The sequence below is a fragment of the Burkholderia sp. PAMC 26561 genome (assembly GCF_001557535.2).
Lineage (GTDB): Bacteria > Pseudomonadota > Gammaproteobacteria > Burkholderiales > Burkholderiaceae > Caballeronia.
Genome location: NZ_CP014306.1, coordinates 980,392 through 1,000,938, shown reverse-complemented (window position 1 = coordinate 1,000,938; position 20,547 = coordinate 980,392). Strand labels below are relative to the sequence as shown.

Below are 20,547 nucleotides of genomic sequence, written 5' to 3'. Positions count from 1 at the left end.
CGATGCCCCTAGCGCTGGCGCCGTTGCACATAAACCGCGGCGATGATGATGCCCGCCTTCACGACCAGCGCGGCCGCGTCGGGAATCCCGTGAGCGAGCAGGGTGTATCGAAGCAACTGGATGATCAGCGCGCCAATCAGCGTCCCGACGATATACGCCTTCCCGCCCGTCAACGCCGTGCCGCCGACGGCAACGGCGGCGATGGCATCCAGCTCGGAACCAAGGCCGATCACGTTGGCATCGGAAGATGAATTGACCGAGATCGAGATAAGGCCTGCCAGCCCAGCCAGCGCCGCGCACAACGTGTACGCGAGCATCTTCACGCGCGTGGTGGGAATGCCGCTCAAATAGGCCGCTTGTTCATTGCCGCCGGTCACGAGCAAATACTGACCGAACAGGGTCTTGCGCACGATCCACGCAAATATGGCGACCAGCAGAAGCATCAGGAACACTTGGGCTGGCACGCCCGCGACGCGGCCCAACGCGATCCACTGGAACGCGGGATTGTTGAAGGCTTGCAGGCTGCCGTCGGTGAAAACCTGCGCGATGCCGCGCCCCGCGATGAACAGCACCAGCGTCGCGACAATCGGCTGCACAGAGAGCCTCGTCACGAGGAAGCCGTTGAACACGCCGCACAGCGCGGCAGCCAGCACGGGCAAGACAAACGCCAGCGCAATGCCGAACGGCCCGGCGATGTTCATGAAGATCATCGGCGCGAGCGATCCGGCGATCGCCATCGAAGCGCCGACCGATAAATCGATACCCCCGGTCGCCACGACCAGCGTCATCCCGATGCCGACAATGACGATCGTCACCACTTGCGTCAGGTTGACGTTGAACGTCTGCAGCGACCAGAAGTGTTGCGTGAAGAACAGGTTGAACACGACCATCGCGAGAAGGACGGCGATCTCGCGCTGGATCGTGATGCGGTATTTTTTCTTCGCTGCGCCCGGCGCGTTTTGTCCCACGGGCGGCGCGACCGTTGCCGGTTGAGTTTTCTGGTTCATGGCTGACCTTCTTTGGCATCGACGGCTTCCGCCAGCGCCGACTCTTCACCTGATCCGTAGGCGATGGCGTCCATGATCGACGCCTCGCTCATGCGTGCGCCGTCGAGTTCGGCGACGGTCTTGCCATCGCGGATCACGACCGCGCGATCGGCCACCGCCGTGAGTTCCTCCAGCTCCGACGCCGACAGCAACACTGCCAGCCCCGAGTCGCGCAACTCGCGAATGATCTTTGCGACATCGGCCTTGGCGCCTACGTCAATGCCGCGCGTGGGTTCATCGAGCAGGAGCAACGAGGGATTCGTGGCGAGCCAACGTGCGAGCAACACCTTCTGCTGGTTACCGCCCGACAACTCGCGAATCGGCTGATCCGGCGAGCGCAATTTGATCCCCAGCGATTCGATAAACCTGTCCACAATCGCGCGTTGCTTGGCGACATCGACCACGCCGTGTTTGGTGAGCGTGCGCAGGCAAACGAGCGTGAGGTTGTCGCGCACGGACAGCTCCGGCACGATCCCATCGCCTTTGCGATCCTCCGTCAGATAAGCGATGCCGCGCGCAATCGCATCTTGCGGCGACTTGAAATTCACCGGTTTTCCATCGATGGAAAGCGACCCGCGCTCGGCCGGATCCGCGCCGAACATCAGCCGCATGGTCTCCGTGCGACCCGAGCCGAGCAAGCCGGCGAGACCTACGGCTTCGCCCGCGTGGACATCGAGCGAAACGTCCGTCACCTTCGCGCCCGCGCCAATGTTCTTTGCGCTGATCGCCGTCGTGCCGCGTTTGGCCAGGTTCGCTTCCTTCACGGCACTGTCCTCCTGCACCACGGCGGCGAGCGTGCGGCCGAGCATCGTGGTCACGAGTTGCAGTTTGTCGAGCGCGGCCATGGGGCTTTCGGCGACGGTCTGGCCATCGCGCATGACGGTCACGCGGTCGCACAGTGCGTACAACTCGTCGAGCCGGTGCGAGACGAAGATCACCGCGCGGCCATCGTCGCGCAAACGCCGCACGACGCTGAATAAAAGTTCGACCTCGCGTTCATCGAGTGAGGACGTGGATTCGTCCATGATGACCATCTTCGCTTCCGACGATACCGCTCGCGCGAGCGCCACCATCTGCTGAATGGCGGTGGAGAATTCGCGCACGGGTTTGCTGACATCGATCTGCAAGCCGAACGAATCGAGCAATTCCTGCGCGCGCCGATGAATCGTCTTCCAGTCGATCAAACCAAGGCGCCGCGGCTCGCGGCCGAGAAAGATATTCTCGGCAATCGAGCGGAACGGAACCAGGTTGATCTCCTGATAAATCGTGCTGATACCGGCTTCGCGTGCCTCTTTGGGCGTACGGAAATCGGCTTCGCGGCCATCGAAACGGATCGTTCCGCCTGTGCGCCGATACGCGCCGGTCAGGATCTTGATGAGCGTCGATTTGCCCGCGCCGTTCTGCCCGATCAGCGCATGCACTTCTCCCGCGCGTACCGACAGTCGCGCGTGCCGCAACGCGGCCACGCCGCCGAAGCTGATATCGATGTCCTGCATCTCCAGCAGCGGCGATTGAGTTGGCGTGTTCATCGAATGCGTCTCCTCGGGCGAACGGAATGTTCGCCGGATACAAAAGAAGCGACGGCCGGCGAAAGACCGGGCGCGCCGCTTCGAACACCTTCGTTGCTCTTTACAGCGGACTGCTTGGCCGATCACCGGCCGCTCAGAAGCCGCTCAGTAGCCGTACTGCATGCTCTGCGCGACATTGCTCTTGTCGTAGAAGCGGTCGGAGACTTTCACCCACGGCGGGATGGTTTCGCCCTTCGCGAACTTCTGCGCCACGTCGCACGCAAGGGGGCCGAAGAACGGGCTCGACTGCACGCTCGCACCGAGTTCGCCGGCCGCGATTGCGTCCATGCCGCCCTTCGTTCCGTCGATGGTCACGATCGTGATGTCCTTGCCTGGCTGCTTGCCGGCCGCCTTGATGGCCGCGATTGCACCGAGGGCCATCTCGTCGTTGTGCGCGTACACGGCAGTCACGTCGGGATGCGCCTGAAGCAGCGTTTCCATGACCTGGCGGCCCTTGTCGCGGGCAAAATCGCCGCTTTGCGACGCGATGATCTGCAGACCCGGATTCTTCGCGATCACGTCATCGAAACCTTTCTTGCGATCGTTCGCAGCGGACGCGCCCGTCGATCCTTCCAGTTCGATGATCTTGCCCTTGCCGCCCGTCGCCTTCACGAGCCAGTCGGCGGCGCGTTGCCCCTGGTTGATGAAGTCCGAACCAATGAACGTGATGTAGTCGCGGCCCGCCTTCGCCACCGACTGATCCACGTCGCGGTCGACCAGGATCACGGGAATGCCCGCTTTCTTGGCCTGCAGCACGATAGGCGCAAGCGGCTTTTCTTCACGCGGCGGGAACACGATCAGATCGACGTGCTGCGCGATCATGCTCTGGATATCGGCGACCTGTTTCGATGCCGAGCTGTTGGCATCGGTCATGACCATCTGCCAGCCGCACTTTGCAGCCACGTCCTTGAAGCTCTTGGTTTCGGCGAGACGCCACGGGTTGTTGCTTTCGGTCTGCGCAAAACCGACGCGCAGCGGTTTTTTAGTCGCCAGCTTCGGCAGGGGAGAGTCGTCAGCGTGTGCAATGCCGAATGCCGCCGCCATCGACAGCGCGAGCACGGACGTGGCGAGCACGCGGAACGGGGTCTTGCATGTTTTCAAGTTTTCAAGCGACAGCATGTCTTCCTCCGGTATGGATGGTCTTGCTTTTTTAAGTACGTCGGTCCTGCTGTGTCGTGTTCTTTTTGCGTCTTGCTCGCTCCGTCTCAAAAAGTCGAAGTGCGACGATTATTCCACCGCATTTTATTATTGGTCAATCGCTAATATTATTAATTGCGGGCTGTTTTGCTTCGGTGAATACCCTTACCGACGCGCGCTCCACCAGCGGTCCGTCCAGCTTCACGACACGCCGGCGGACCGGTGCGCCAGCGGCGCGGTTGTGCTCTTCCTGCAGCAGCGTTTCGACCGCCCATCGGCCGAGTTCGTAGTTGGGCAAGACGACCGTGGAAAGCGGCGGATGGGTGTGCCGTGCAATTTCCTGGTCGTCGTAGCCAAGTATGGAAACGTCTTCCGGAACGCGTAATCCGAGTTGCTTGAGCGCCTCGATAGCACCCAGCGCCATCAGGTCGTTCGCGCAAAAAATTGCGGTCGGCGGGTTCGGTTCGCGCATCAGCGAAAGCGTCTGTTCGAAGCCTGCACCGGAACTCCAGTCGCCTTCGCGGACGAGTTCCGGTGCGAACGGCAAGTCCGCCGTGGACAGTGCCATCCGGTACCCCTTCAGCCGGTCGCGCGCCGCGTCCTGCCACGGTTCGCCATTCACATAACCGATCCTTCGGTGCCCCGCATTCAGCAAATAGTCGGTTGCGACATGGCCGCCCGCGACCTCGGCCGGAACGACCGAGGAAAGCTCTGTATCGCTTGTGTAGCAGTTCAGGAGCACGGTCGGGACCTTCGACAGCGCCGCCGGCAAGCTCACTTTACGCGTGTACACCGTCGCGTAGATCACGCCGAGCACGTTCGGATTCGTCAGCGTGGCATCGAGGACTTGCTGCTCGATTTCCGCGTTGCCATGCGTTGAATACACCGCGAGCATGCGGCCGTTTGCGAACGCCGTATCGCGTGCGCCGTCGATATTCACGACAGGATGCGGGCTCGTCGAGATTTCGTCGGCGAGATAAACAATCAGGTTTTTTTCTTCCGCTGGGACCGTGGCGTCCAGCGGTTCTCGGGTCGTCATGCGGTAGCCGAGATCCTGCGCTGCCTTTAGCACCTTGTTACGCGTGGCGTCGGAGAACTTCGCGCTCGTTGCGTTGTTCAGCACGAGTGAGACGGTCGATTGCGAGACGCCTGTCAGCTTCGCGATGTCCGTCATCGTCGGGCGGCGTTGCGTGGATTTTTTCATTTTCCGGGCCGCGAAAAAACGGCTTGTTCGATGCAATAAGACGCGATGAAGCGGTCTTTGGATGTCGCAGACGGTAGCATTAATATTTCCTGCGAGCAACGCTCCGAAACCATTGGTACGCTTGGCATTTGATGGAATCGAAGGTGTCTAAGTGTTATTACTAATAATATTGACGATATGATGCCGGTCGTGCGATTCTTGGGGCGTGCGCTTGAGTGGCCAGAGGTGAACTCACGCGCGCCGACCGCGCCGTACGACGTGGCGCAATTCAAGGAGACGACGATGGCCCGCTACGACGAGCGCGCTCGCAATGCGCTTGCGGAAGATTTCGAGCGCGACGGTTTTGTGCTGTTGCCCGACCACTTTCCGCGCGCAACGCTCGATGCATGGCGCGCGGCATTCGAGCCGCTGTTCACGCCGCACGTTGACGAGGCTCGCGAAAAAGGCGGCAGTGGCAATCGCGGCCCGGGCCGATATTACGTGACGCTGCCGTTCGAAGGCGAGTTTGCCGACCCCGCCATTTTTTGCGATGACGACGTACTTGGCATTGTCGAACGTATCGCAGGTCCGGACCCGGTGATGTGCCAGCTCGCCACCGATACCCCCGTGCGCGGTTCCGACTTCCAGGACTGGCACCGTGACACGCCGCCATTGTTCGATGGCGTCCCTGAAACGCCGTCGTTTCAACTGGCGGTCAATTTCCCGCTCGTCGACGTCGATGACCAGAACGGTTCGCTGGAAACGACACGCGGGACGCACCGGATATCGCGGGAAGATGCGCTCGCCGGCCTGGCCGACGGCAAATTCCCTTCCGAACGCGTGCCCATGAAACTGGGCGACGTGATGATTCGCGATGTGCGCGGTGTGCATCGGGGGACACCCAATTTCACCGATAACCCTCGGCCGATGGTCGTTATCGGCTATAGCCGTTCGTGGTATTTCCGGCCGGAGGTTCAGGTTCAAGTGCCGCGTTCGACATTCGAATCGCTTCCGCCGCGCGCAAAACGATTGCTCCGATACAACCCGCAAGTCGACCGGACGCCGCGCAGCTTCGACGAAAGCTACCAGCGGTTCGCATATTGAACGCCGACCGGGCCGTGCAGATGGCAGATGATCCGGCGCTGATCGAGCTTCGCGCCGGAAACAGGCGGGCGTCGATCGCGCCGCATATCGGCGGGGCGATTGCTGCGTTTTATGACCTGACCGACCAGGGCGAGCGACTGCATTGGCTGAGGCCCGCGTCGCCCGAAGCGCTTGCCGCGCGCAATCCGCTTGGCATGGCGAGCTTTCCGCTGCTGCCGTATTGCAACCGTCTGCGCGACGCGCGGTTTGTCTTCAATGGCGAGACCGTGGATCTTTCGCGCGATGGCAACGCCTTCGATCACGCGTTGCATGGTCACGCGTGGCGCCGGCCGTGGTGCGTGGTCGGGACAACGGCAAATGCGGTTGAGCTGAGTCTTGCGCACGAGCCGGGCGATGGATCGGCGCATCACTGGCCGTATCGGTACGAAGCAACGCAGCGCATCGAACTCACCGACGCCGGGGAATTGCTGGTCACGCTATCCATCCACAATCTCGCCGATAAACCCATGCCCTTCGGTATGGGCCACCACCCGTACTATCCACGCACGCCCTCGACGCGCATCCACACCGGCGTCCGCGCAATGTGGCACGCAACGCCGGACCTCCTGCCCACGTTTCTGGGCGCGCATGAAAGCGCGGGAATGCTGGCATCGAACGAAGGAATGGCCGCCGATGCCTTCGACCTCGATAACAATTTTGCCAGCTGGTCGAGGTCCGCGACGATCGCGTGGCCGGACGAAAACCGCAGTGTCACTCTCACCGCCGACGCCATGTTCGCCCACATGGTCCTGTACGCGCCCGCCGCGCACCCGGATTTGCTGTGCGTGGAACCGGTATCGAATACGGTGGATTTCCTGAATCTGGACGTGCCGCAGGAGGACATCGGCGGCGGCGTCCTGCAACCCGGAGAACGCGTTCAGGCGAGTTTTGGATGGCGACCATACTCCGGCACACATCAGCGCTGACCCACTTTCCCGGTATCATCTCGAAATTATCCGCGCGCTCGATTCATTGGGCGTGCTAGAACATTCGAGAATCTTAAAATTGAGGGGAAAGGCATCATGAACATCACCGACGGGGCACTGGGCGACTCTGGACTTCCCCGCCGGGTGTTGCTCGTCGACGATAGCGTCGATGCAGCCGAAGCCATGTCCATGCTGCTCGAAACGCTGGGCCACGAAGTTCGCGTGATGCACGACGGCCCGAGCGCCCTCGCAATGGTCGATGAATTCGCGCCCGAAGTCGTGATCCTGGATATCGGCTTGCCGGGAATGAACGGCTTTGAGGTGGCGCGCGACCTGCGCACGCGCGACGTGACGAAGTCAGCGTTGCTGATTGCCCTGACGGGTTACGGCGCCGACAGCGACCGTCAGAAGGCGCATGACGCCGGTTTCGACCATCATCTGGTCAAACCCGTGTCGTTCACGGCAATAGAAACCGTGATCATCGATAAATTCTCGCGGGCTTAAAAAAGCCTCACTCCACTCGCAGCTTCGCCATATATGGCAGGTGATCGGACAGCCACGCGGTGTCTTGCGTCGGCGTGATCCATTCGACCGGTTTCATGCCGCGAACGAACATCTTGTCGAGCGCGAGCGCCGGTGAAAAGGCCGGGTAGGTGCGCCCCGATTCCCCGAGCATGGTCGCCACTTCGCTCATGCCGAGTTCGGCAAAAAGCGGCACTGAATCGTTGCGCCAATCGTTGAAATCGCCGGCCAGGACCAGCGGCCCTTCGGGCGCTTCTTTCTGGATCCACAACGCGATCCAGTTCATCTGCCGCAATCGCGCGGCGCGCGTCAGCGCCAGATGCGCGCACAGCAGCGTGACCGAACGTCCGGCGAATGTGGCGCGCGCGACCAGCAAACCGCGCCGCTCGAACCGGTGCGCCGAGATATCCCAGCGTCCGCCCAGATCCAGCGGATGCGGCGAAAGAATCGCGTTGCCGTGCCGCCACGATGGCTTGAACACGTTCTGCCCGAGCGCGATCTGCAAATCGAGCGAAGTCGCGATTTCGGTCGCCTGGCAATGCCAGAGGTCGTTGGCGGGAGCGTCGAGCGGATTGCCGAAGCTCGCCGCCAGCACGGGTTGCGGCATCCGGCGCGCCATGGCTTCTTGCAGGAAATAAGCATCGGCCCGGGTGGATTGCACCCAGCGCTGCATCGCGCTCCATGCCTGGAGACCGAGCGGCGAGCGGCCCTTGTGCAAGTTCCAGCTCACGGCCACGAAGTCGGGGATTTCGCGAGTGGAAGGAATGCCGGAATTGATATGTTCTGGATTTCGCATGCGATCAGTGTGTTGCCCTTACTGCGCAGCCGTTGCGAGCGTTGCGCGGACTTTGTAGGTGAGCGTCGGGTTTTTATCGACGATTTGCCACGTTGCCCATTCGCCCGGCTTCAGCACGAGTCCGGGGTGCGCGGCGTTGACCTGACGCGGCTGCGGCGGCAGCTTGCAGCCCGCGACGGTCACGGGCGCCGAGCTGTCCTGCAGGGTTTCCTGGGCATCGATCTGAAGCGTGATGTCGTCGGCGTTGGCGTGGACGGGCGAAAGCGTCAGTGTGCGTTGCAGGTCGATATCGCCTGCCGGTTTGTCTGCGCAACCTACATTGTTCTTGACTACATGGTGATGGGTGTCGGTACGGGCCTGCCCGACGGCGGTCGTGCCCGTAAAGCTGTCGATCTGCTGGCCGTCCTGCAAGACCTGCAATTCCCACTTCACCGACTGCGGCGGCGCGTTTTGCGCGAGAGCGCTGAAAGGTGCTGCGACTGCAGCGCAAAAAAACAACGCGGCCGTTTGGTGTTTCAACATATGAGCTTTTCTCCTGATCCCTTTCTGTTCCGGGCGTCTCGCCCGTTCGTTCGATCCGGGTAGCTGTTTTTCGACATGCGTACTGCCTGGGCGTTCGGCGCGCAAAAGATACTTGCGGCCAATGGCGCCAATTACAAACTGAAACGTGGGCCGCCATTGCTGGAACCAGCGTGGCGTCTGCTGACGCACGTTTCGCACCCGCTCAACCCGACGATCATACAAGCGGAACGCCTCATCTGCTTGACGCTGTCGCAATAACCCCGATTGGCAGCAAACCCCCGCGAGTGCTCGCTTGCGTGCCGTTTTATGGCCGATAAACTGAATTTGCCGACCATCAAAACGGGGAAAAGCAATGAGCACCGCCGTTGTCAGACAGGAACTCGCCGTGGCATCGTTCAGCAAGGTCTACGACCTGGACGAAGTCGAAACCGCATTGAACGACCTGAGCGAAGGCGGCAGCGAAGCCCTGCGCTCAACCTACGAAAAAATGCTCAAAGCCGGCAATCTGCGCTTTTGCGTGAAGCCGAACCGGATGCCGTCCATCGACGATCTGGTGGCGGATCTGCCGAATTTCGCGGAACCGTTGAACGATATCCGCAAGCAAATCGCGTTGTGTCTCGAAACCGAGGACAGGCTCGAACTGATGCCAATGCTGTTGCTGGGCGACCCTGGCATCGGCAAGACGCATTTCGCGAAACAGCTTGCTCGTTTGCTCGGCACGTCGTGCCATTACCTCGCGATGAGTTCCCTGACCGCCGGCTGGATCCTTTCGGGCGCGTCGTCGCAATGGCGCAACGCCAAGCCGGGCAAGGTGTTCGATGCGCTCGTCAACGGCAGCTACGCAAACCCGGTCATGACGGTCGACGAAATCGACAAAGCCACCGGCGACGCCCAATACGATCCGCTCGGCGCGTTGTACGCGCTGCTGGAACACGATACGGCGAAGAGTTTTATCGATGAATTCGCCGAAATTCCGATCAACGCGGGCAACGTGGTGTGGATCGCGACGGCGAATCAGGCAAACACGATCCCCGAACCGCTGCTCAACCGCATGAATGTGTACGAGATCGCGCCGCCGGATCGCGATGGCGCGCGCCGTATCGCTCAATCGATCTATCACGAGATCCGCAGCGCGCACGCCTGGGGCGCGCGCTTCCCGGAAACACTCGGCGATGCACCGCTCGACGCGCTGACGAAAGCCTCGCCCCGTGAAATGCGGCGCGCGATGCTGAATGGTTTCGGCAATGCGCGCATCGACAACCGGCACGAAGTCCAGGCAAAAGACATTGAACTGGCTAACGGCAGCCACAAGAAAGCGATCGGATTCTGATCAGGCGGATTTATTGAAATCTGCAAAAAGTGGTCGAAATATGGCCTGAAACTGTCAAATTTCTGGCAAAACGGCCATCTTTCCTGAAATTGAGCTGATTGTTTCGGAAAATGATACGAGTTTCGGCGAGTCCCGATCGGTAATTGTGTTTCTCGCAACAAATGCAGCAACAACGCATCGAGCCCGGGCTCGCCTAGAATGAAGAGATGGACAGGATCGAATGTGTGGTGATTGGCGCAGGTGTGGTCGGCCTTGCTGTCGCGCGAGCGATGGCGGCGCGCGGCCGCGAGGTGATCGTGCTCGAAGCGGGCGAAGCGGTCGGGATTGGCACGAGTTCGCGCAACAGCGAAGTGATCCATGCGGGGCTGTACTACCCGCGCGGATCGCTGAAGGCCGAGTTGTGCGTGCGAGGCCGCGCGATGCTCTACGAGTATTGCGACGCGCATGGCGTCCCGTATAACCGCTGCGGGAAATTGCTGGTTGCGACCGCGCGCAACCAGTTGCCGCAGCTCGCCGCAATCCAGCAGAAAGCCGTGGAAAACGGCGTCCTGGATCTGGTCCGCGTGAGCGGCGCCGACGCAATGGCGCTCGAACCGCATCTTCACTGCGTGGAGGCGATGCTTTCGCCGCAGACGGGGATTATCGACAGCCATCAGTTCATGCTCGCGCTTCAAGGCGACGCCGAACGCGATGGTGCGACCGTGGCGTTCCATACGCCGGTGACGCAGATCGATGCGCGCGACCGGTGTTTTATCGTGGAGACGGGTGGCGATGCGCCTTTGCGATTCCAGGCCGATTGCGTGATCAACAGCGCCGGCCTGTTCGCCAATGACATTGCGCGGCGGATTCGCGGGCTGGATGCGCGCCATGTGCCGCCGCTTTACTTCGCGAAGGGAAACTACTTCAGCGTGAGCGGACGCACGCCGTTTGACCGCCTGATCTACCCGATGCCGAACGAGGCCGGACTTGGCGTTCATCTCACCATCGATATGGGCGGGCAGGCCAAGTTCGGGCCGGACGTCGAGTGGATCCAGAAGATCGACTATTCCGTCGATGCCCAGCGCGCCACCGGCTTTTACGCCGCCATTCGCGCCTATTGGCCCGATCTGCCCGATGACGCCTTGCAACCCGCTTATGCGGGAATCCGGCCGAAGCTTTCCGGGCCCGGCCAGCCCGCCGCCGATTTCATCATCCAGGGACGCGCGGCGCACGGCGTGGCGGGGCTCGTGAATCTGTTCGGTATCGAATCGCCGGGGTTGACGGCTTCCCTGGCGATCGCGGAGAAAGTCGCGAGGATGCTGAGCGTTTCTTGACGCCTTCGGAGTTTCTTATCTCCGCCATTTGAGTGATTCCGTGCCGCGCCCCGTTGCTATGCTCTTGGACATCGCCGTCGAAAAGAACGGCGTCCCCCAATACACAGAACCCCGGAGCACATCAATGAAATCCACCCGACGTACTTTCCTGATCTCGAGCATTGGCATGGCATCGGCGCTGGCGGTCTCGCGCACGGCCTTCGCCGATCCGGTCAAGCTGCCCGAAACAGATCCCATGGCGAAGAGCCTCGGCTACAAGGAAGACGCCGCCACCGTCGACAAGTCCAAGTTCCCGCGCTACGCGGCCGGCCAGGACTGCGGCAATTGTTCGTTCTATCAAGCGAAGGCGACCGACGCGTACGCTGCATGTCCGATGTTCGCGGGCAAGCAAGTGGCATCGAAGGGATGGTGCAACGCTTATAACAAGCGAGCCTGATTCGGCTGAAGCATCGTATAGATGGAAAGCTGACCCCGGCGTAAGAAGAAAAAGCCGTTCGCTCATCGAGCGGAACGGCTTTTTTTCATTCTGCAGACAACACATGGCTGATCAGTTCGCAGCCTTGCGCTCCAGTCCCGCCTTCACCAGCAAATCGGCGAGCGCTTCGCTCATCCCGCCTTCGTGCTGGGTTGCGTGTTCCTGCAACTGCTTGACGAGATGGCTGTCCAGCTTGCACGCGAACGGCACCAATCCCTTTTCCTGATCCAGACGACGCTGTTCACGCTTGTCGAGCTTCGGCTCAGGGGGAACGCCGAAGCGTGCCGCGTTGCCTTGCTTCAGTTCGTTGGCGAGCTTGAGCGCCTTGTTTTTTTCGAGGTCGAATTTTTTCACGCGTTTTTCCTGAAGCAATGGAGACACAAAGGCCGAGGCGCGTATTGTACGCAGGTCCCGGGTTTGCCCGGGTTTGCCCCGTTCGCTCGCTAGCCCGGGGCCGGAACCGGCGGCGCGCCGGCTTCACCGTCCATCAGGTCTTCGATGCGCGCCCGCATCCGCTTCCAGTGCGAGCCTTCCCAGAACACCCGCCGGCAGACATCGCAGGTGACAAAGCGTGTATGGCGCTCAAGCACGCCGTCGGGCACGCGGTCACTGACTTCGTCGGCGCTTGCGCGGCGCAACGGCGCGTTGCACATCAGGCACAGCCGGAAAGGGCGCACATGTTGGGCAAGACCAAGCCGCACGGCAACTTCGCGCCATTGCGCATCGGGTTGCAGCGCACGCACGTAACAGCCGTGGACCAGCGTGCGGCGCTTGAGCAATTCGCGATCGCGCGTGAGCACCACGCGATGTTCGTCGAGCGCGAGCTGCTCGATTTCATCGTCGGGGAAATGGTTGTCATAGCGTGTGTCGAAACCCGCGAGCCGAAGCCGTTGCGCAAGCGCGCCAAGATGGGCATCGGCTATAAACCGCAGCATATCGAGCCGCAACGGCGCACGCAGAAGCTGAGCGGTATCGAGCGAACGCGACACGGCGCCGACCGGATGGACATCGATGAAATCGCCTTCCTCGACAGCCTCGTCAAAGCGCACCGGCGCGCCATTCCGTAGAATCAGCGCAACTTCCGTATGGGGCACGCCGAGTGCTTCGATCATGTGCTTCGTGGTCGAAGCCGCCGGACACCCGCAGGCAAACACCCGGTCGCGCTGCGCTCGCGCCAGGAACTCATTCAACTCCCGATGAAAACGGAACGTGGCAGTCGTCATGGTTTCGAGTATCGCATCGGTTCGACGCGTTTGCTTTGGCAAGCACATCACAAAGGAGCAGGACATGGATATCGGCTTTATTGGAATCGGCGGAATGGGCAGCGCGATGGCGTTGAACGCGCTGAAGGCAGGCCACACGGTACGCGTCTGGAACCGTTCGCCCGATGCAACCAGACCGCTCGCCGACGAAGGCGCGACCGTGGTGGCGTCGCCGGAAGAAGCTTTTGCGGGCGACGCCGTGTTCTCCATGCTCGCCGACGACGCCGCGTTGCGCGCCGTCCTGATCGACAGCGGTCTGCTCAAGCGCGCGCCCAAAGGCATCGTGCACGCGAACATGGCGACGATCTCGGTCGCGCTCTGCGAGGAACTTGCTGCCCTGCACGCGCATCACGGCGTGGCATATGTCGCGGCGCCCGTGCTCGGACGGCCGGACGTGGCGGCGGCGGGAAAGCTGAATATCATCGCGGCCGGCGCCGATGATGCAATCAACCGCGTGCAGCCCGTATTCGATGTCATCGGACAAAAGACCTGGCGCGTCGGCGCCACGCCACAGCACGCGAACGTGTTCAAACTCGCGGCAAACTTCATGCTGGCATCGGCTATAGAAACGACATCCGAAGCGGCTTCACTGGTGACCGGGCACGGCATCGACCCGCACACGTTCCTGGATGTCATCAGCAACACGCTGTTCCCGGGTCCGGTCTATCAGGGCTACGGCCGCATGATTGCCGATAACCGCTACGAACCCGCGTTGTTCAAGGCGCGCCTCGGTTTGAAGGACGTCCGTCTCGCGCTTGCCGCCGGCGACGCGGTCAACGTGACGCTGCCGGTGGGCAGCCTCGTGCGCGACAACCTGATCGAGGCGCTTGCTCACGGCGACGGCGACAAGGACTTCGCGGTGCTTGGCAAAGTCGCTGCGCGGCGGGCAGGAAGGAAGGTGTGATTTTTGCTCAGCGATAAAAACAGGTGGCCGTCGCATCCGCAATAAATAACGACAATGCGCGGCAACGTTCCGTATACTTGGCGCGCCGTTCGCCTTCTGGTTCCGGGTGGTATCGAACCGGGAAGCATTCGGTGGCGCACAGACACACGGACACGCCGCGCGCAGGCTGCGACAAGCCCTTGCAAACGTAAAAAAAGATGATGCGGAGACAGGACAGCGACCATATGAAAAGCACTCTTCGGGGTCTTATGTTCATGGTGGCATGGGCGGGCATTGGCGTGCTTTGCCTGAACATGCCCACATTCGCCCTCGCCGACGATACCTCCGCGCCCTGCAGCGCGCTCAAGCGTATTGTCGCGGCCGCGCCGGGCGGATTCTCATCCGTGCAACCCGGCGACGCCAATACCGTCGCCCAGCCTTACGGCCAGGACGCGCAATGCGCGGCGAAGGGCGGCACGCTCACTTGTACATGGACCAAAGCAGCCGATTCAGGCTCGACGAAGGACGCGTTGCAAGCGGTCGCGCCGGACATCGCGTCGTGCCTGCCGGAAGCCACGCACGATCAGAATTCGGCGGCACGCCAGCATTTTTATATCGGCGAGCGCGGGCAACGCACGCAGATCACGGCGACGACGGCTGGCTCGGGCAAGTTGTCGCTCGCGGTATCGGGCAAATAAGGCAAACAGGGGACTGTCATGACCAAGCGTGTTCTCATAGCCGATGACGACGATGACGCCCTGAGCTGTCTCGCCAGCTTGCTGACCGGCCTTGGCCATCAGGTCGCGCAGGCGTGTTCCGGCATGCAGGCGCTGGATGTAGCGCGGCAATTCGGGCCGGAAGTGGTGATCCTCGACCTCGGCATGTCGCCGATGGACGGCCTTTCCGCCGCCCGCGCATTGCGCGCCTTGCCGGATGGCGCGTCCATGCTGCTGGTCGCGCTGACCGGCTGGGGCCAGCCACAACATCATGAAATGACGCAGGAAGCCGGCTTCGATGTCCATCTGATCAAGCCGGTTTCGATCGATCAGTTGGGTTTTATCCTGTCGATGACGCAGCCCTGAGTGTTGTATCTGTAAGACACATAGCGAAGGAGATGTTGCGCTGCACCAATGGTTCCGGTACAGTGGACTTGTCTCCTCCATGTCTCTACTGATATGGATTCAGCCCGCCAATCATGCGCGGGCTTTTTTTTGCCTGCGTTTTTGGCGCGGCCCCCGCAATGCCATCGCGCTGACGCGCAAGCGCATTAAAATGGCGTTTTTACCGCGCATCGGCAGGACCGGATTCAACGCCCGCCGCGCGACCGAACCAGCGAGATCAAGATGACCACCAAAGTATTTGTCGACGGACAGGAAGGCACCACCGGCCTGAAGATTTTCGAGTATCTGTCGGCGCGGCGTGACGTCGAGATCCTGCGTATCGATGACGCGCGCCGCAAGGACGTGGAAGAGCGCCGCCGGCTGATCAACGCGTCGGACGTGACGTTCCTGTGCTTGCCGGACGTGGCGTCGCGCGAATCGGTGTCGCTGGTGAATGCGGATAACCATCGCACGGTGATGATCGACGCCAGCACGGCGTTTCGCACGCAGGACGACTGGGCGTATGGCCTGCCCGAACTGATGCCCGCCCAACGCGAACGCCTGCGCTCGGCGAAGCGCATTGCCGTGCCGGGATGCCACGCGTCGGCGTTTTTGCTCGCCATGAAACCGCTGGTTTCGAGCGGCCTCGTTTCCGCCGATTTCGCTGCGCACGCGTATTCCATCACGGGCTACAGCGGCGGTGGCAAGAAGATGATCGCGGAATTCGAGGCAGGTGGAAATCCGAAGCTGATGAGCCCGCGTCCCTATTCGCTGGGCCTGACTCACAAGCATCTGCCGGAAATGGCCGTGCGCTCGGGGCTGAAGCGTGCGCCGGTTTTCACGCCTATCGTGGGTAACTTTTTGAAGGGCCTGGCGGTCACGACTTACTTCTCACCGGAGCAACTGACGCGCGCCGCGAAGCCGCAAGATGTGCAATCGCTCTTCGCCGAGTATTACGCCAACGAACCGTTCGTGCGCGTGCTGCCGTTCAATGCGGACAGCAATCTCGACGATGGTTTCTTCGATGTCCAGGCCAACAACGACACCAACCGCGTCGACCTTTTCGTCTTCGGCAACGACGAGCATTTTGTCACCGTCGCTCGTCTGGACAACCTGGGCAAGGGCGCATCGGGCGCGGCGATCCAGTGCATGAATCTCGCAATCGGCGCCGACGAAGCAGCGGGACTGATCGCTTGATGTAACTCTGCTGAACGCCCTGCGCATCCGTCAGGAAAAGCCGGTTTCTGCCCTCGTGCGAAACCGGTTTCTTTACGTCCACACATTTCTCGCCAATTACTCGATAGGGAATCTCCTAATTTATTTACGAACGTTCGTTCGTCAATGATTACGCGTTTTCGCGCTCAAAGCTTCTTCGTTTTGCTTTTCGGCTAAACAGAAATTCTCCTGACTAAGGTCTAAACGAATTTTTGTTTCAATGCGTCGCGTGCGCCTTGCCAGTCAAGGCGCTCCGGAAGAGCGGTTGTTTGAATTGCCGCTTTGGACGTTTTCAGCCGATCGCCACAAGAAGGTCAACGCGAAATGACAGCGTAAAACTAAATGAGGGAGACAGCGGTATGCCGTATGCCATTTCGAAAGGACTCGCGCTCGCACTTGCGGCCGCCCCGTTGTTCATTGCGTGCGGCGGAGGCAAGGCCGACGACCCGGGTCCGATCAACACGCCGCAATGTTCCGGCGCAAGTTGTGGCACGCAGGGTGCGCCGGGCGTCGGCGCGGGCGCGGCGCCCTTGTGCCCGGCCAACGCGGATATTGTCGCCAACACGTATCTGGGCGGCGCGGGCAGCGGCGAGATCGTGAGCCTGAACATCGATGCCGTGAACATGAAGTACACGCTCAAATGGCTCGAATCGCCCATACCGCTCGTCACCGGCACCGTCAATCCAACGCGCAAAGGCACGACCATCGTAGGCGCGGTGGTTCATCCGCCGGCCGGAACGTTGCCGACGGCCTATCAAACACGTTGCGCGTTCGTGCTGACGCCGGGCGGCGGCAAGGCGTCGGATGGATCGACTTACACGACCGCCGCGGCATTCAACCAGGCTAATCCGCCGACGATCTTCATTGGCCAGGGCGTGGCGGGCGGCGGCATTCCGGGTGCGACCGTGCAGTACAACGGCGCGACGCTCACCGCCGACGGCGTTCATGCCATCCCCGGTTTCCCGCAATTGTTCCCAGTGCCGAACCGGCATTTCGACTTCTATCCGTTCCTTGGCTTTGCGTCGGTGAGCACGAACGTCGCGGACCTCAAGGGCACGTATAACGCGCTGCTTTACCACTTGGTTCCATCGAATAACTACGCGACCACGACCACCCAGGCGCAGGAATCCTTCGATACCGCCGGCAACTGCACCGTGCCCGTGCCGGCATCGAACACGTCCTGCCAGACGACCGGCGGCGCGTGGACGGCGAATGCAGGCGGTTCGTACTTCACCAGCGCCGTTGCGCCGCAAGTGCAGGGCAAACGCGCGACACCCACGCTGCCGCTCGTCGGCGCGCTCACGTTCCCGGCCGTGGCCAACGCGAACATGGTGATCGGCAAGGTGAACGGCGCGATCGTTCCGATCGTCGTGCGCACGGGCCAGGTCTTCGTGCCGTCGCCGCTCACGCCGCTGAACACGAACGCAGCACAAGTCGACGATGAATCCGGCATCGCCATGCTCGCCCCGAACACAGCGCTGCAATCAGGCGCGTTCGATGGCGGCTACGTCGGCGCGGATTCGAACTTCAAGTACACGGCCGCGCTGCTGCAAGGTCCGGTCGGCTCGTTCATCAATCCATCGACGCAAAGCACCGAGACCGGCTTCGGCATGAGTTACGCGCAGCAGTTGCCCGGCTTGATCGGCGTGCAGGACCAGAACGGCGGCAAGGGCGCGCTGATATCGGCGGGTGGCCTGTACGGGATCTTCATAGCGGGAAGCACGGTGAATGGCGGCCCGACATCGACCTCCGTCAATGCCGATACACCCGCGAGCCCGTACTTCGGCATTGGCGCGTTGCTGAGCAAATAAGTGGAAAACACGGCGGCCGGCATGCGTCGGCCGCCAACGAACGAACCCATGTGGATGGAGACAGCAGCATGAAATGGAGAACTCTTGGCGGAGTTGTATCAATCGCGGGCGCGGCGCCGTTCCTGATGAGCGCGTGTGGGGGCGGCAGCGATGCGCCGCAGGCGCCGGTCGTCCGTTTGTGCCCGGCATCGCTTGATTACACGACCAACTTCACCGGCGGCGGTGGCGACGGCGAACTCGTCAAGCTGCAGCTCGACACCACCAAGCTCACGTGGCAAGTGACGTACATTGAATCGCCGATACCCGCCACGACCGGCACCGTCTCCCCGACGCGCGCCGGCACCACGCAAAGCGGCACGCTCACGATGGAAACCGGCCTGCCGACACAAAAGCTGAATCAATGCGCGTATCAGTTGAACGGCGCGACGCTCGACCCGACGCGCCCCGCGCGTATCTTCGTGGGCGAGGGTGTGGCGGGCGGCACGATTCCGGGCAAGGAGCTGCAGTTCGGCGGCATTCTCGGGCAGGGCGTCGTGCCGGATCGCACGTTCCCGTATTACCCGTTCATCGGCTTCTCGACGCTGGAAACGAATCTCGCCAATGTCGCGGGATCGTATAACCAGCTTGGGTACCACGAAGTGCCATCGCAAAGTTATGCGCGTCTTGCCGTCGATTCAAAGATCACCATCAATGCCGACGGCACGTGGCAAGAGTGCGACAACACCGGCGTGAATGCAGGCAAATGCCAGCAGGCGGGGTCGAACTTCACGCCATCGCCCGATGGCAGCGGCGCGTTCGTCACGAACAACTTCCTTGGACAAGGCAAACCGACGCTCGCGACCGGCCCGCTTGGCAAGGGCTACATGATCGTCGGCAAGTTGCGCGGCGTGAACGTGCCGATTCTGGTTCGTACGGGCACGGCGAACGCCACGATCACGACAGGCATTCCGCCTTTCGCTGACGACGAATCCGGTATCTCGATGCTCTCGCCGCAAACGAACGTGGCGGTGGGATCGGTTGATGGCGAATACGTGGGCGTGGATAACCAGTTCAACTACCGTACAACAGCGCTCACCGGTACGCAGGCCACGCTCATCGATCCGTTCCAGCCGTCGCAAGTTGCGTTGTCGCGTGCGTTGAACCTCGACTACACGCAGACCATCCAGGGTCTTGTGACGTCGACGGTCGTCAATGCATCGACTGGCGCGACACCCACCGGCAAGTTCATCTTCTCCGGCGGCGTGTTCGGCTACCTCGATCAGAGCGATCCGACGACTCCGTATTTCACCATCGGCTCATTTGTCGAGTGACCGTCCGGCAGCCCATCAAAAAGGGCTGAGCGCGTTTCACGCCTCCTTCTATATAGAAGCGGCGTGTCGCGTGACGGCCTGTAACCGAAGAGAGACGATATGAGAAAGATACTGGCAGCGGTGATCGGGTGCGCCTGGGCTTGCGCTTCAATGACGGCGCACGCGCAAAGCGCCGGCGATAACGTCGTGGGACTTGGCTGGTTCCACGTCATGCCGCAGGATTCGAGCAGCGAACTCACCACGCACGTGGCGCCCGTGCCGATCAACACGCCGCTGCGCTTGCCGTCGCAATTCACGTCGTCGGGAACGGGCCTTTCGACAAAAAGCGCCGATACCCTCGCCCTTGTCTTCACACACTTTTTCACCGACCATATTGCGACGACGTTCGTGGGCGGCGTGCCGCCCGAATTCGAGCTCGATGGTCACGGCACCATCCGGCCGCCGGGTCCGGCGGGCGCGCTCGGCAACCAGAATCTCGATCAAACCAATCCGATCGTGAAAAGCGTGCGGCAGTGGAGCCCGGCGCTGATATTCCAGTACTACTTCAATTCACCGACGTCGGCGTTCCGGCCGTTCGCGGGTATTGGCGTGTCGTACAACTTCTTCACGAACATCAAGCTCACCAACGGCTTCGTCAACTCGACACAGAACAATCTCGGCGCTGTTTTGGCGGCTGCTGCGGGCAAGCCGGGGCAGACATCGGTGGACGCTAAGGCTTCGTCGTCGTGGCAACCGGTATTCAACGTCGGCGCCACCTACAACTTCGACAAACACTGGGGTTTGATTGCGTCCCTCACGTACATTCCGCTGAAGACGACGTCATCGCTGATCATCAAGGCGGCCGACGGCACCGAACTCGCCACGACCAAAGGCAAGCTGAACGCTGATCCGCTGATCACGTTCCTGGCGGTGTCGTACCGTTTCTGATGGCGCAGCCAGTCCCGCAAATCATTCGATGCCGTTTAGACGCGATTCGGCGGGACGATTTTCCGCTGCTTTCGTGAG

At 61.3% G+C, this 20,547-nt stretch carries 21 protein-coding genes; 13 read left to right on the top strand and 8 right to left on the bottom strand.

Going from position 1 to position 20,547, the window contains the following annotated elements; genetic code table 11:
- Nucleotides 1–8: 8 nt before the first annotated feature.
- The 4 genes from AXG89_RS04755 to AXG89_RS04740 form a co-directional block, all read right to left on the bottom strand.
- Nucleotides 9–1,007: an ABC transporter permease gene (locus AXG89_RS04755; RefSeq protein ID WP_062168213.1), complete on the bottom strand. Its 999-nt coding sequence runs from the start codon at nt 1,005–1,007 to the stop codon at nt 9–11.
- The gene (locus AXG89_RS04750; RefSeq protein WP_062168211.1) at nt 1,004–2,575 is read right to left on the bottom strand and encodes a sugar ABC transporter ATP-binding protein; all 1,572 of its coding nucleotides are present in this window, start codon (nt 2,573–2,575) and stop codon (nt 1,004–1,006) included. The genes AXG89_RS04755 and AXG89_RS04750 overlap by 4 nt, the downstream gene beginning before the upstream one ends.
- 144 nt (nt 2,576–2,719) lie before the next feature.
- Complete coding sequence (locus AXG89_RS04745) at nt 2,720–3,733, bottom strand: ABC transporter substrate-binding protein (RefSeq protein ID WP_062000529.1); 1,014 nt, start codon at nt 3,731–3,733, stop codon at nt 2,720–2,722.
- A 133-nt stretch (nt 3,734–3,866) separates the two neighbouring features.
- Nucleotides 3,867–4,925, bottom strand: coding sequence for a LacI family DNA-binding transcriptional regulator (locus AXG89_RS04740; protein WP_062170282.1), 1,059 nt, complete (start codon nt 4,923–4,925; stop codon nt 3,867–3,869).
- Between the two features lie 255 nt (nt 4,926–5,180).
- On the opposite strand from AXG89_RS04740, the gene AXG89_RS04735 reads away from it, so the two are divergent.
- The 3 genes from AXG89_RS04735 (at nt 5,181) to AXG89_RS04725 (ending at nt 7,507) form a co-directional block, all read left to right on the top strand.
- Nucleotides 5,181–6,038, top strand: coding sequence for a phytanoyl-CoA dioxygenase family protein (locus AXG89_RS04735; RefSeq protein ID WP_231941282.1), 858 nt, complete (start codon nt 5,181–5,183; stop codon nt 6,036–6,038).
- Between the two features lie 20 nt (nt 6,039–6,058).
- Nucleotides 6,059–7,003: an aldose 1-epimerase gene (locus AXG89_RS04730; RefSeq protein ID WP_062168208.1), complete on the top strand. Its 945-nt coding sequence runs from the start codon at nt 6,059–6,061 to the stop codon at nt 7,001–7,003.
- Nucleotides 7,004–7,099: 96 nt separating this feature from the next.
- Complete coding sequence (locus AXG89_RS04725; protein WP_062168206.1) at nt 7,100–7,507, top strand: response regulator; 408 nt, start codon at nt 7,100–7,102, stop codon at nt 7,505–7,507.
- 7 nt (nt 7,508–7,514) lie between these two features.
- Here AXG89_RS04725 and AXG89_RS04720 read toward each other — a convergent pair whose 3' ends face one another.
- Nucleotides 7,515–8,321 (bottom strand): endonuclease/exonuclease/phosphatase family protein, encoded by an 807-nt coding sequence (locus tag AXG89_RS04720; RefSeq protein WP_062000526.1) that lies wholly within the window; start codon nt 8,319–8,321, stop codon nt 7,515–7,517.
- Between the two features lie 18 nt (nt 8,322–8,339).
- Nucleotides 8,340–8,843, bottom strand: coding sequence for a hypothetical protein (locus AXG89_RS04715; protein ID WP_062168205.1), 504 nt, complete (start codon nt 8,841–8,843; stop codon nt 8,340–8,342).
- Nucleotides 8,844–9,195: 352 nt separating this feature from the next.
- Here AXG89_RS04715 and AXG89_RS04705 point away from each other — a divergent pair, with 352 nt between their 5' ends.
- The 3 genes from AXG89_RS04705 (at nt 9,196) to AXG89_RS04695 (ending at nt 11,922) form a co-directional block, all read left to right on the top strand.
- Nucleotides 9,196–10,173 (top strand): AAA family ATPase, encoded by a 978-nt coding sequence (locus AXG89_RS04705; RefSeq protein ID WP_062168201.1) that lies wholly within the window; start codon nt 9,196–9,198, stop codon nt 10,171–10,173.
- Between the two features lie 206 nt (nt 10,174–10,379).
- A complete protein-coding gene (locus AXG89_RS04700; RefSeq protein ID WP_062168199.1) occupies nt 10,380–11,486 on the top strand; it encodes an NAD(P)/FAD-dependent oxidoreductase in 1,107 nt (368 codons plus the stop codon).
- A 124-nt stretch (nt 11,487–11,610) separates the two neighbouring features.
- Nucleotides 11,611–11,922, top strand: a complete 312-nt coding sequence (locus AXG89_RS04695) for a high-potential iron-sulfur protein (RefSeq protein ID WP_062001010.1) — start codon at nt 11,611–11,613, stop codon at nt 11,920–11,922.
- A 111-nt stretch (nt 11,923–12,033) separates the two neighbouring features.
- Here AXG89_RS04695 and AXG89_RS04690 read toward each other — a convergent pair whose 3' ends face one another.
- Nucleotides 12,034–12,315, bottom strand: coding sequence for a hypothetical protein (locus tag AXG89_RS04690; RefSeq protein WP_062001009.1), 282 nt, complete (start codon nt 12,313–12,315; stop codon nt 12,034–12,036).
- An 89-nt stretch (nt 12,316–12,404) separates the two neighbouring features.
- The gene (locus AXG89_RS04685; protein WP_062168197.1) at nt 12,405–13,184 is read right to left on the bottom strand and encodes a Mut7-C RNAse domain-containing protein; all 780 of its coding nucleotides are present in this window, start codon (nt 13,182–13,184) and stop codon (nt 12,405–12,407) included.
- Nucleotides 13,185–13,248: 64 nt separating this feature from the next.
- On the opposite strand from AXG89_RS04685, the gene AXG89_RS04680 reads away from it, so the two are divergent.
- The 7 genes from AXG89_RS04680 to AXG89_RS04650 all read left to right on the top strand — a co-directional run bounded on the left by AXG89_RS04680 (nt 13,249) and on the right by AXG89_RS04650 (nt 20,469).
- Entirely contained in the window at nt 13,249–14,127 is an 879-nt protein-coding gene (locus tag AXG89_RS04680) for an NAD(P)-dependent oxidoreductase (protein WP_062170281.1), read from the top strand.
- Nucleotides 14,128–14,375: 248 nt separating this feature from the next.
- Nucleotides 14,376–14,804, top strand: coding sequence for a hypothetical protein (locus tag AXG89_RS04675; RefSeq protein WP_119024622.1), 429 nt, complete (start codon nt 14,376–14,378; stop codon nt 14,802–14,804).
- Between the two features lie 18 nt (nt 14,805–14,822).
- Nucleotides 14,823–15,188, top strand: coding sequence for a response regulator (locus AXG89_RS04670; RefSeq protein WP_062000520.1), 366 nt, complete (start codon nt 14,823–14,825; stop codon nt 15,186–15,188).
- 261 nt (nt 15,189–15,449) lie between these two features.
- Nucleotides 15,450–16,403: an N-acetyl-gamma-glutamyl-phosphate reductase gene (gene argC, locus AXG89_RS04665; RefSeq protein WP_062168195.1), complete on the top strand. Its 954-nt coding sequence runs from the start codon at nt 15,450–15,452 to the stop codon at nt 16,401–16,403.
- Between the two features lie 377 nt (nt 16,404–16,780).
- Nucleotides 16,781–18,232, top strand: coding sequence for a DUF2957 domain-containing protein (locus AXG89_RS04660; protein WP_062168193.1), 1,452 nt, complete (start codon nt 16,781–16,783; stop codon nt 18,230–18,232).
- 68 nt (nt 18,233–18,300) lie between these two features.
- Nucleotides 18,301–19,542 carry a DUF2957 domain-containing protein gene (locus AXG89_RS04655; RefSeq protein ID WP_062168191.1) on the top strand — a complete coding sequence of 414 codons (1,242 nt, stop codon included), beginning with the start codon at nt 18,301–18,303 and terminating at the stop codon, nt 19,540–19,542.
- A gap of 99 nt (nt 19,543–19,641) precedes the next feature.
- Nucleotides 19,642–20,469, top strand: coding sequence for an OmpW/AlkL family protein (locus tag AXG89_RS04650; RefSeq protein ID WP_062168189.1), 828 nt, complete (start codon nt 19,642–19,644; stop codon nt 20,467–20,469).
- Nucleotides 20,470–20,547: the final 78 nt, after the last annotated feature.

Bases quoted from the DNA above. Each gene is read 5' to 3' on its own strand.
- argC (WP_062168195.1), top strand. From the start codon at position 15,450: ATGACCACCAAAGTATTTGTCGACGGACAGGAAGGCACCACCGGCCTG.
- AXG89_RS04740 (WP_062170282.1), bottom strand. From the start codon at position 4,925: ATGACGGACATCGCGAAGCTGACAGGCGTCTCGCAATCGACCGTCTCA.
- AXG89_RS04670 (WP_062000520.1), top strand. From the start codon at position 14,823: ATGACCAAGCGTGTTCTCATAGCCGATGACGACGATGACGCCCTGAGC.
- AXG89_RS04680 (WP_062170281.1), top strand. From the start codon at position 13,249: ATGGATATCGGCTTTATTGGAATCGGCGGAATGGGCAGCGCGATGGCG.
- AXG89_RS04720 (WP_062000526.1), bottom strand. From the start codon at position 8,321: ATGCGAAATCCAGAACATATCAATTCCGGCATTCCTTCCACTCGCGAA.
- AXG89_RS04675 (WP_119024622.1), top strand. From the start codon at position 14,376: ATGTTCATGGTGGCATGGGCGGGCATTGGCGTGCTTTGCCTGAACATG.
- AXG89_RS04655 (WP_062168191.1), top strand. From the start codon at position 18,301: ATGAAATGGAGAACTCTTGGCGGAGTTGTATCAATCGCGGGCGCGGCG.
- AXG89_RS04715 (WP_062168205.1), bottom strand. From the start codon at position 8,843: ATGTTGAAACACCAAACGGCCGCGTTGTTTTTTTGCGCTGCAGTCGCA.
- AXG89_RS04705 (WP_062168201.1), top strand. From the start codon at position 9,196: ATGAGCACCGCCGTTGTCAGACAGGAACTCGCCGTGGCATCGTTCAGC.
- AXG89_RS04660 (WP_062168193.1), top strand. From the start codon at position 16,781: ATGCCGTATGCCATTTCGAAAGGACTCGCGCTCGCACTTGCGGCCGCC.
- AXG89_RS04650 (WP_062168189.1), top strand. From the start codon at position 19,642: ATGAGAAAGATACTGGCAGCGGTGATCGGGTGCGCCTGGGCTTGCGCT.
- AXG89_RS04730 (WP_062168208.1), top strand. From the start codon at position 6,059: ATGGCAGATGATCCGGCGCTGATCGAGCTTCGCGCCGGAAACAGGCGG.
- AXG89_RS04755 (WP_062168213.1), bottom strand. From the start codon at position 1,007: ATGAACCAGAAAACTCAACCGGCAACGGTCGCGCCGCCCGTGGGACAA.
- AXG89_RS04700 (WP_062168199.1), top strand. From the start codon at position 10,380: ATGGACAGGATCGAATGTGTGGTGATTGGCGCAGGTGTGGTCGGCCTT.
- AXG89_RS04725 (WP_062168206.1), top strand. From the start codon at position 7,100: ATGAACATCACCGACGGGGCACTGGGCGACTCTGGACTTCCCCGCCGG.
- AXG89_RS04745 (WP_062000529.1), bottom strand. From the start codon at position 3,733: ATGCTGTCGCTTGAAAACTTGAAAACATGCAAGACCCCGTTCCGCGTG.
- AXG89_RS04695 (WP_062001010.1), top strand. From the start codon at position 11,611: ATGAAATCCACCCGACGTACTTTCCTGATCTCGAGCATTGGCATGGCA.
- AXG89_RS04685 (WP_062168197.1), bottom strand. From the start codon at position 13,184: ATGACGACTGCCACGTTCCGTTTTCATCGGGAGTTGAATGAGTTCCTG.
- AXG89_RS04750 (WP_062168211.1), bottom strand. From the start codon at position 2,575: ATGAACACGCCAACTCAATCGCCGCTGCTGGAGATGCAGGACATCGAT.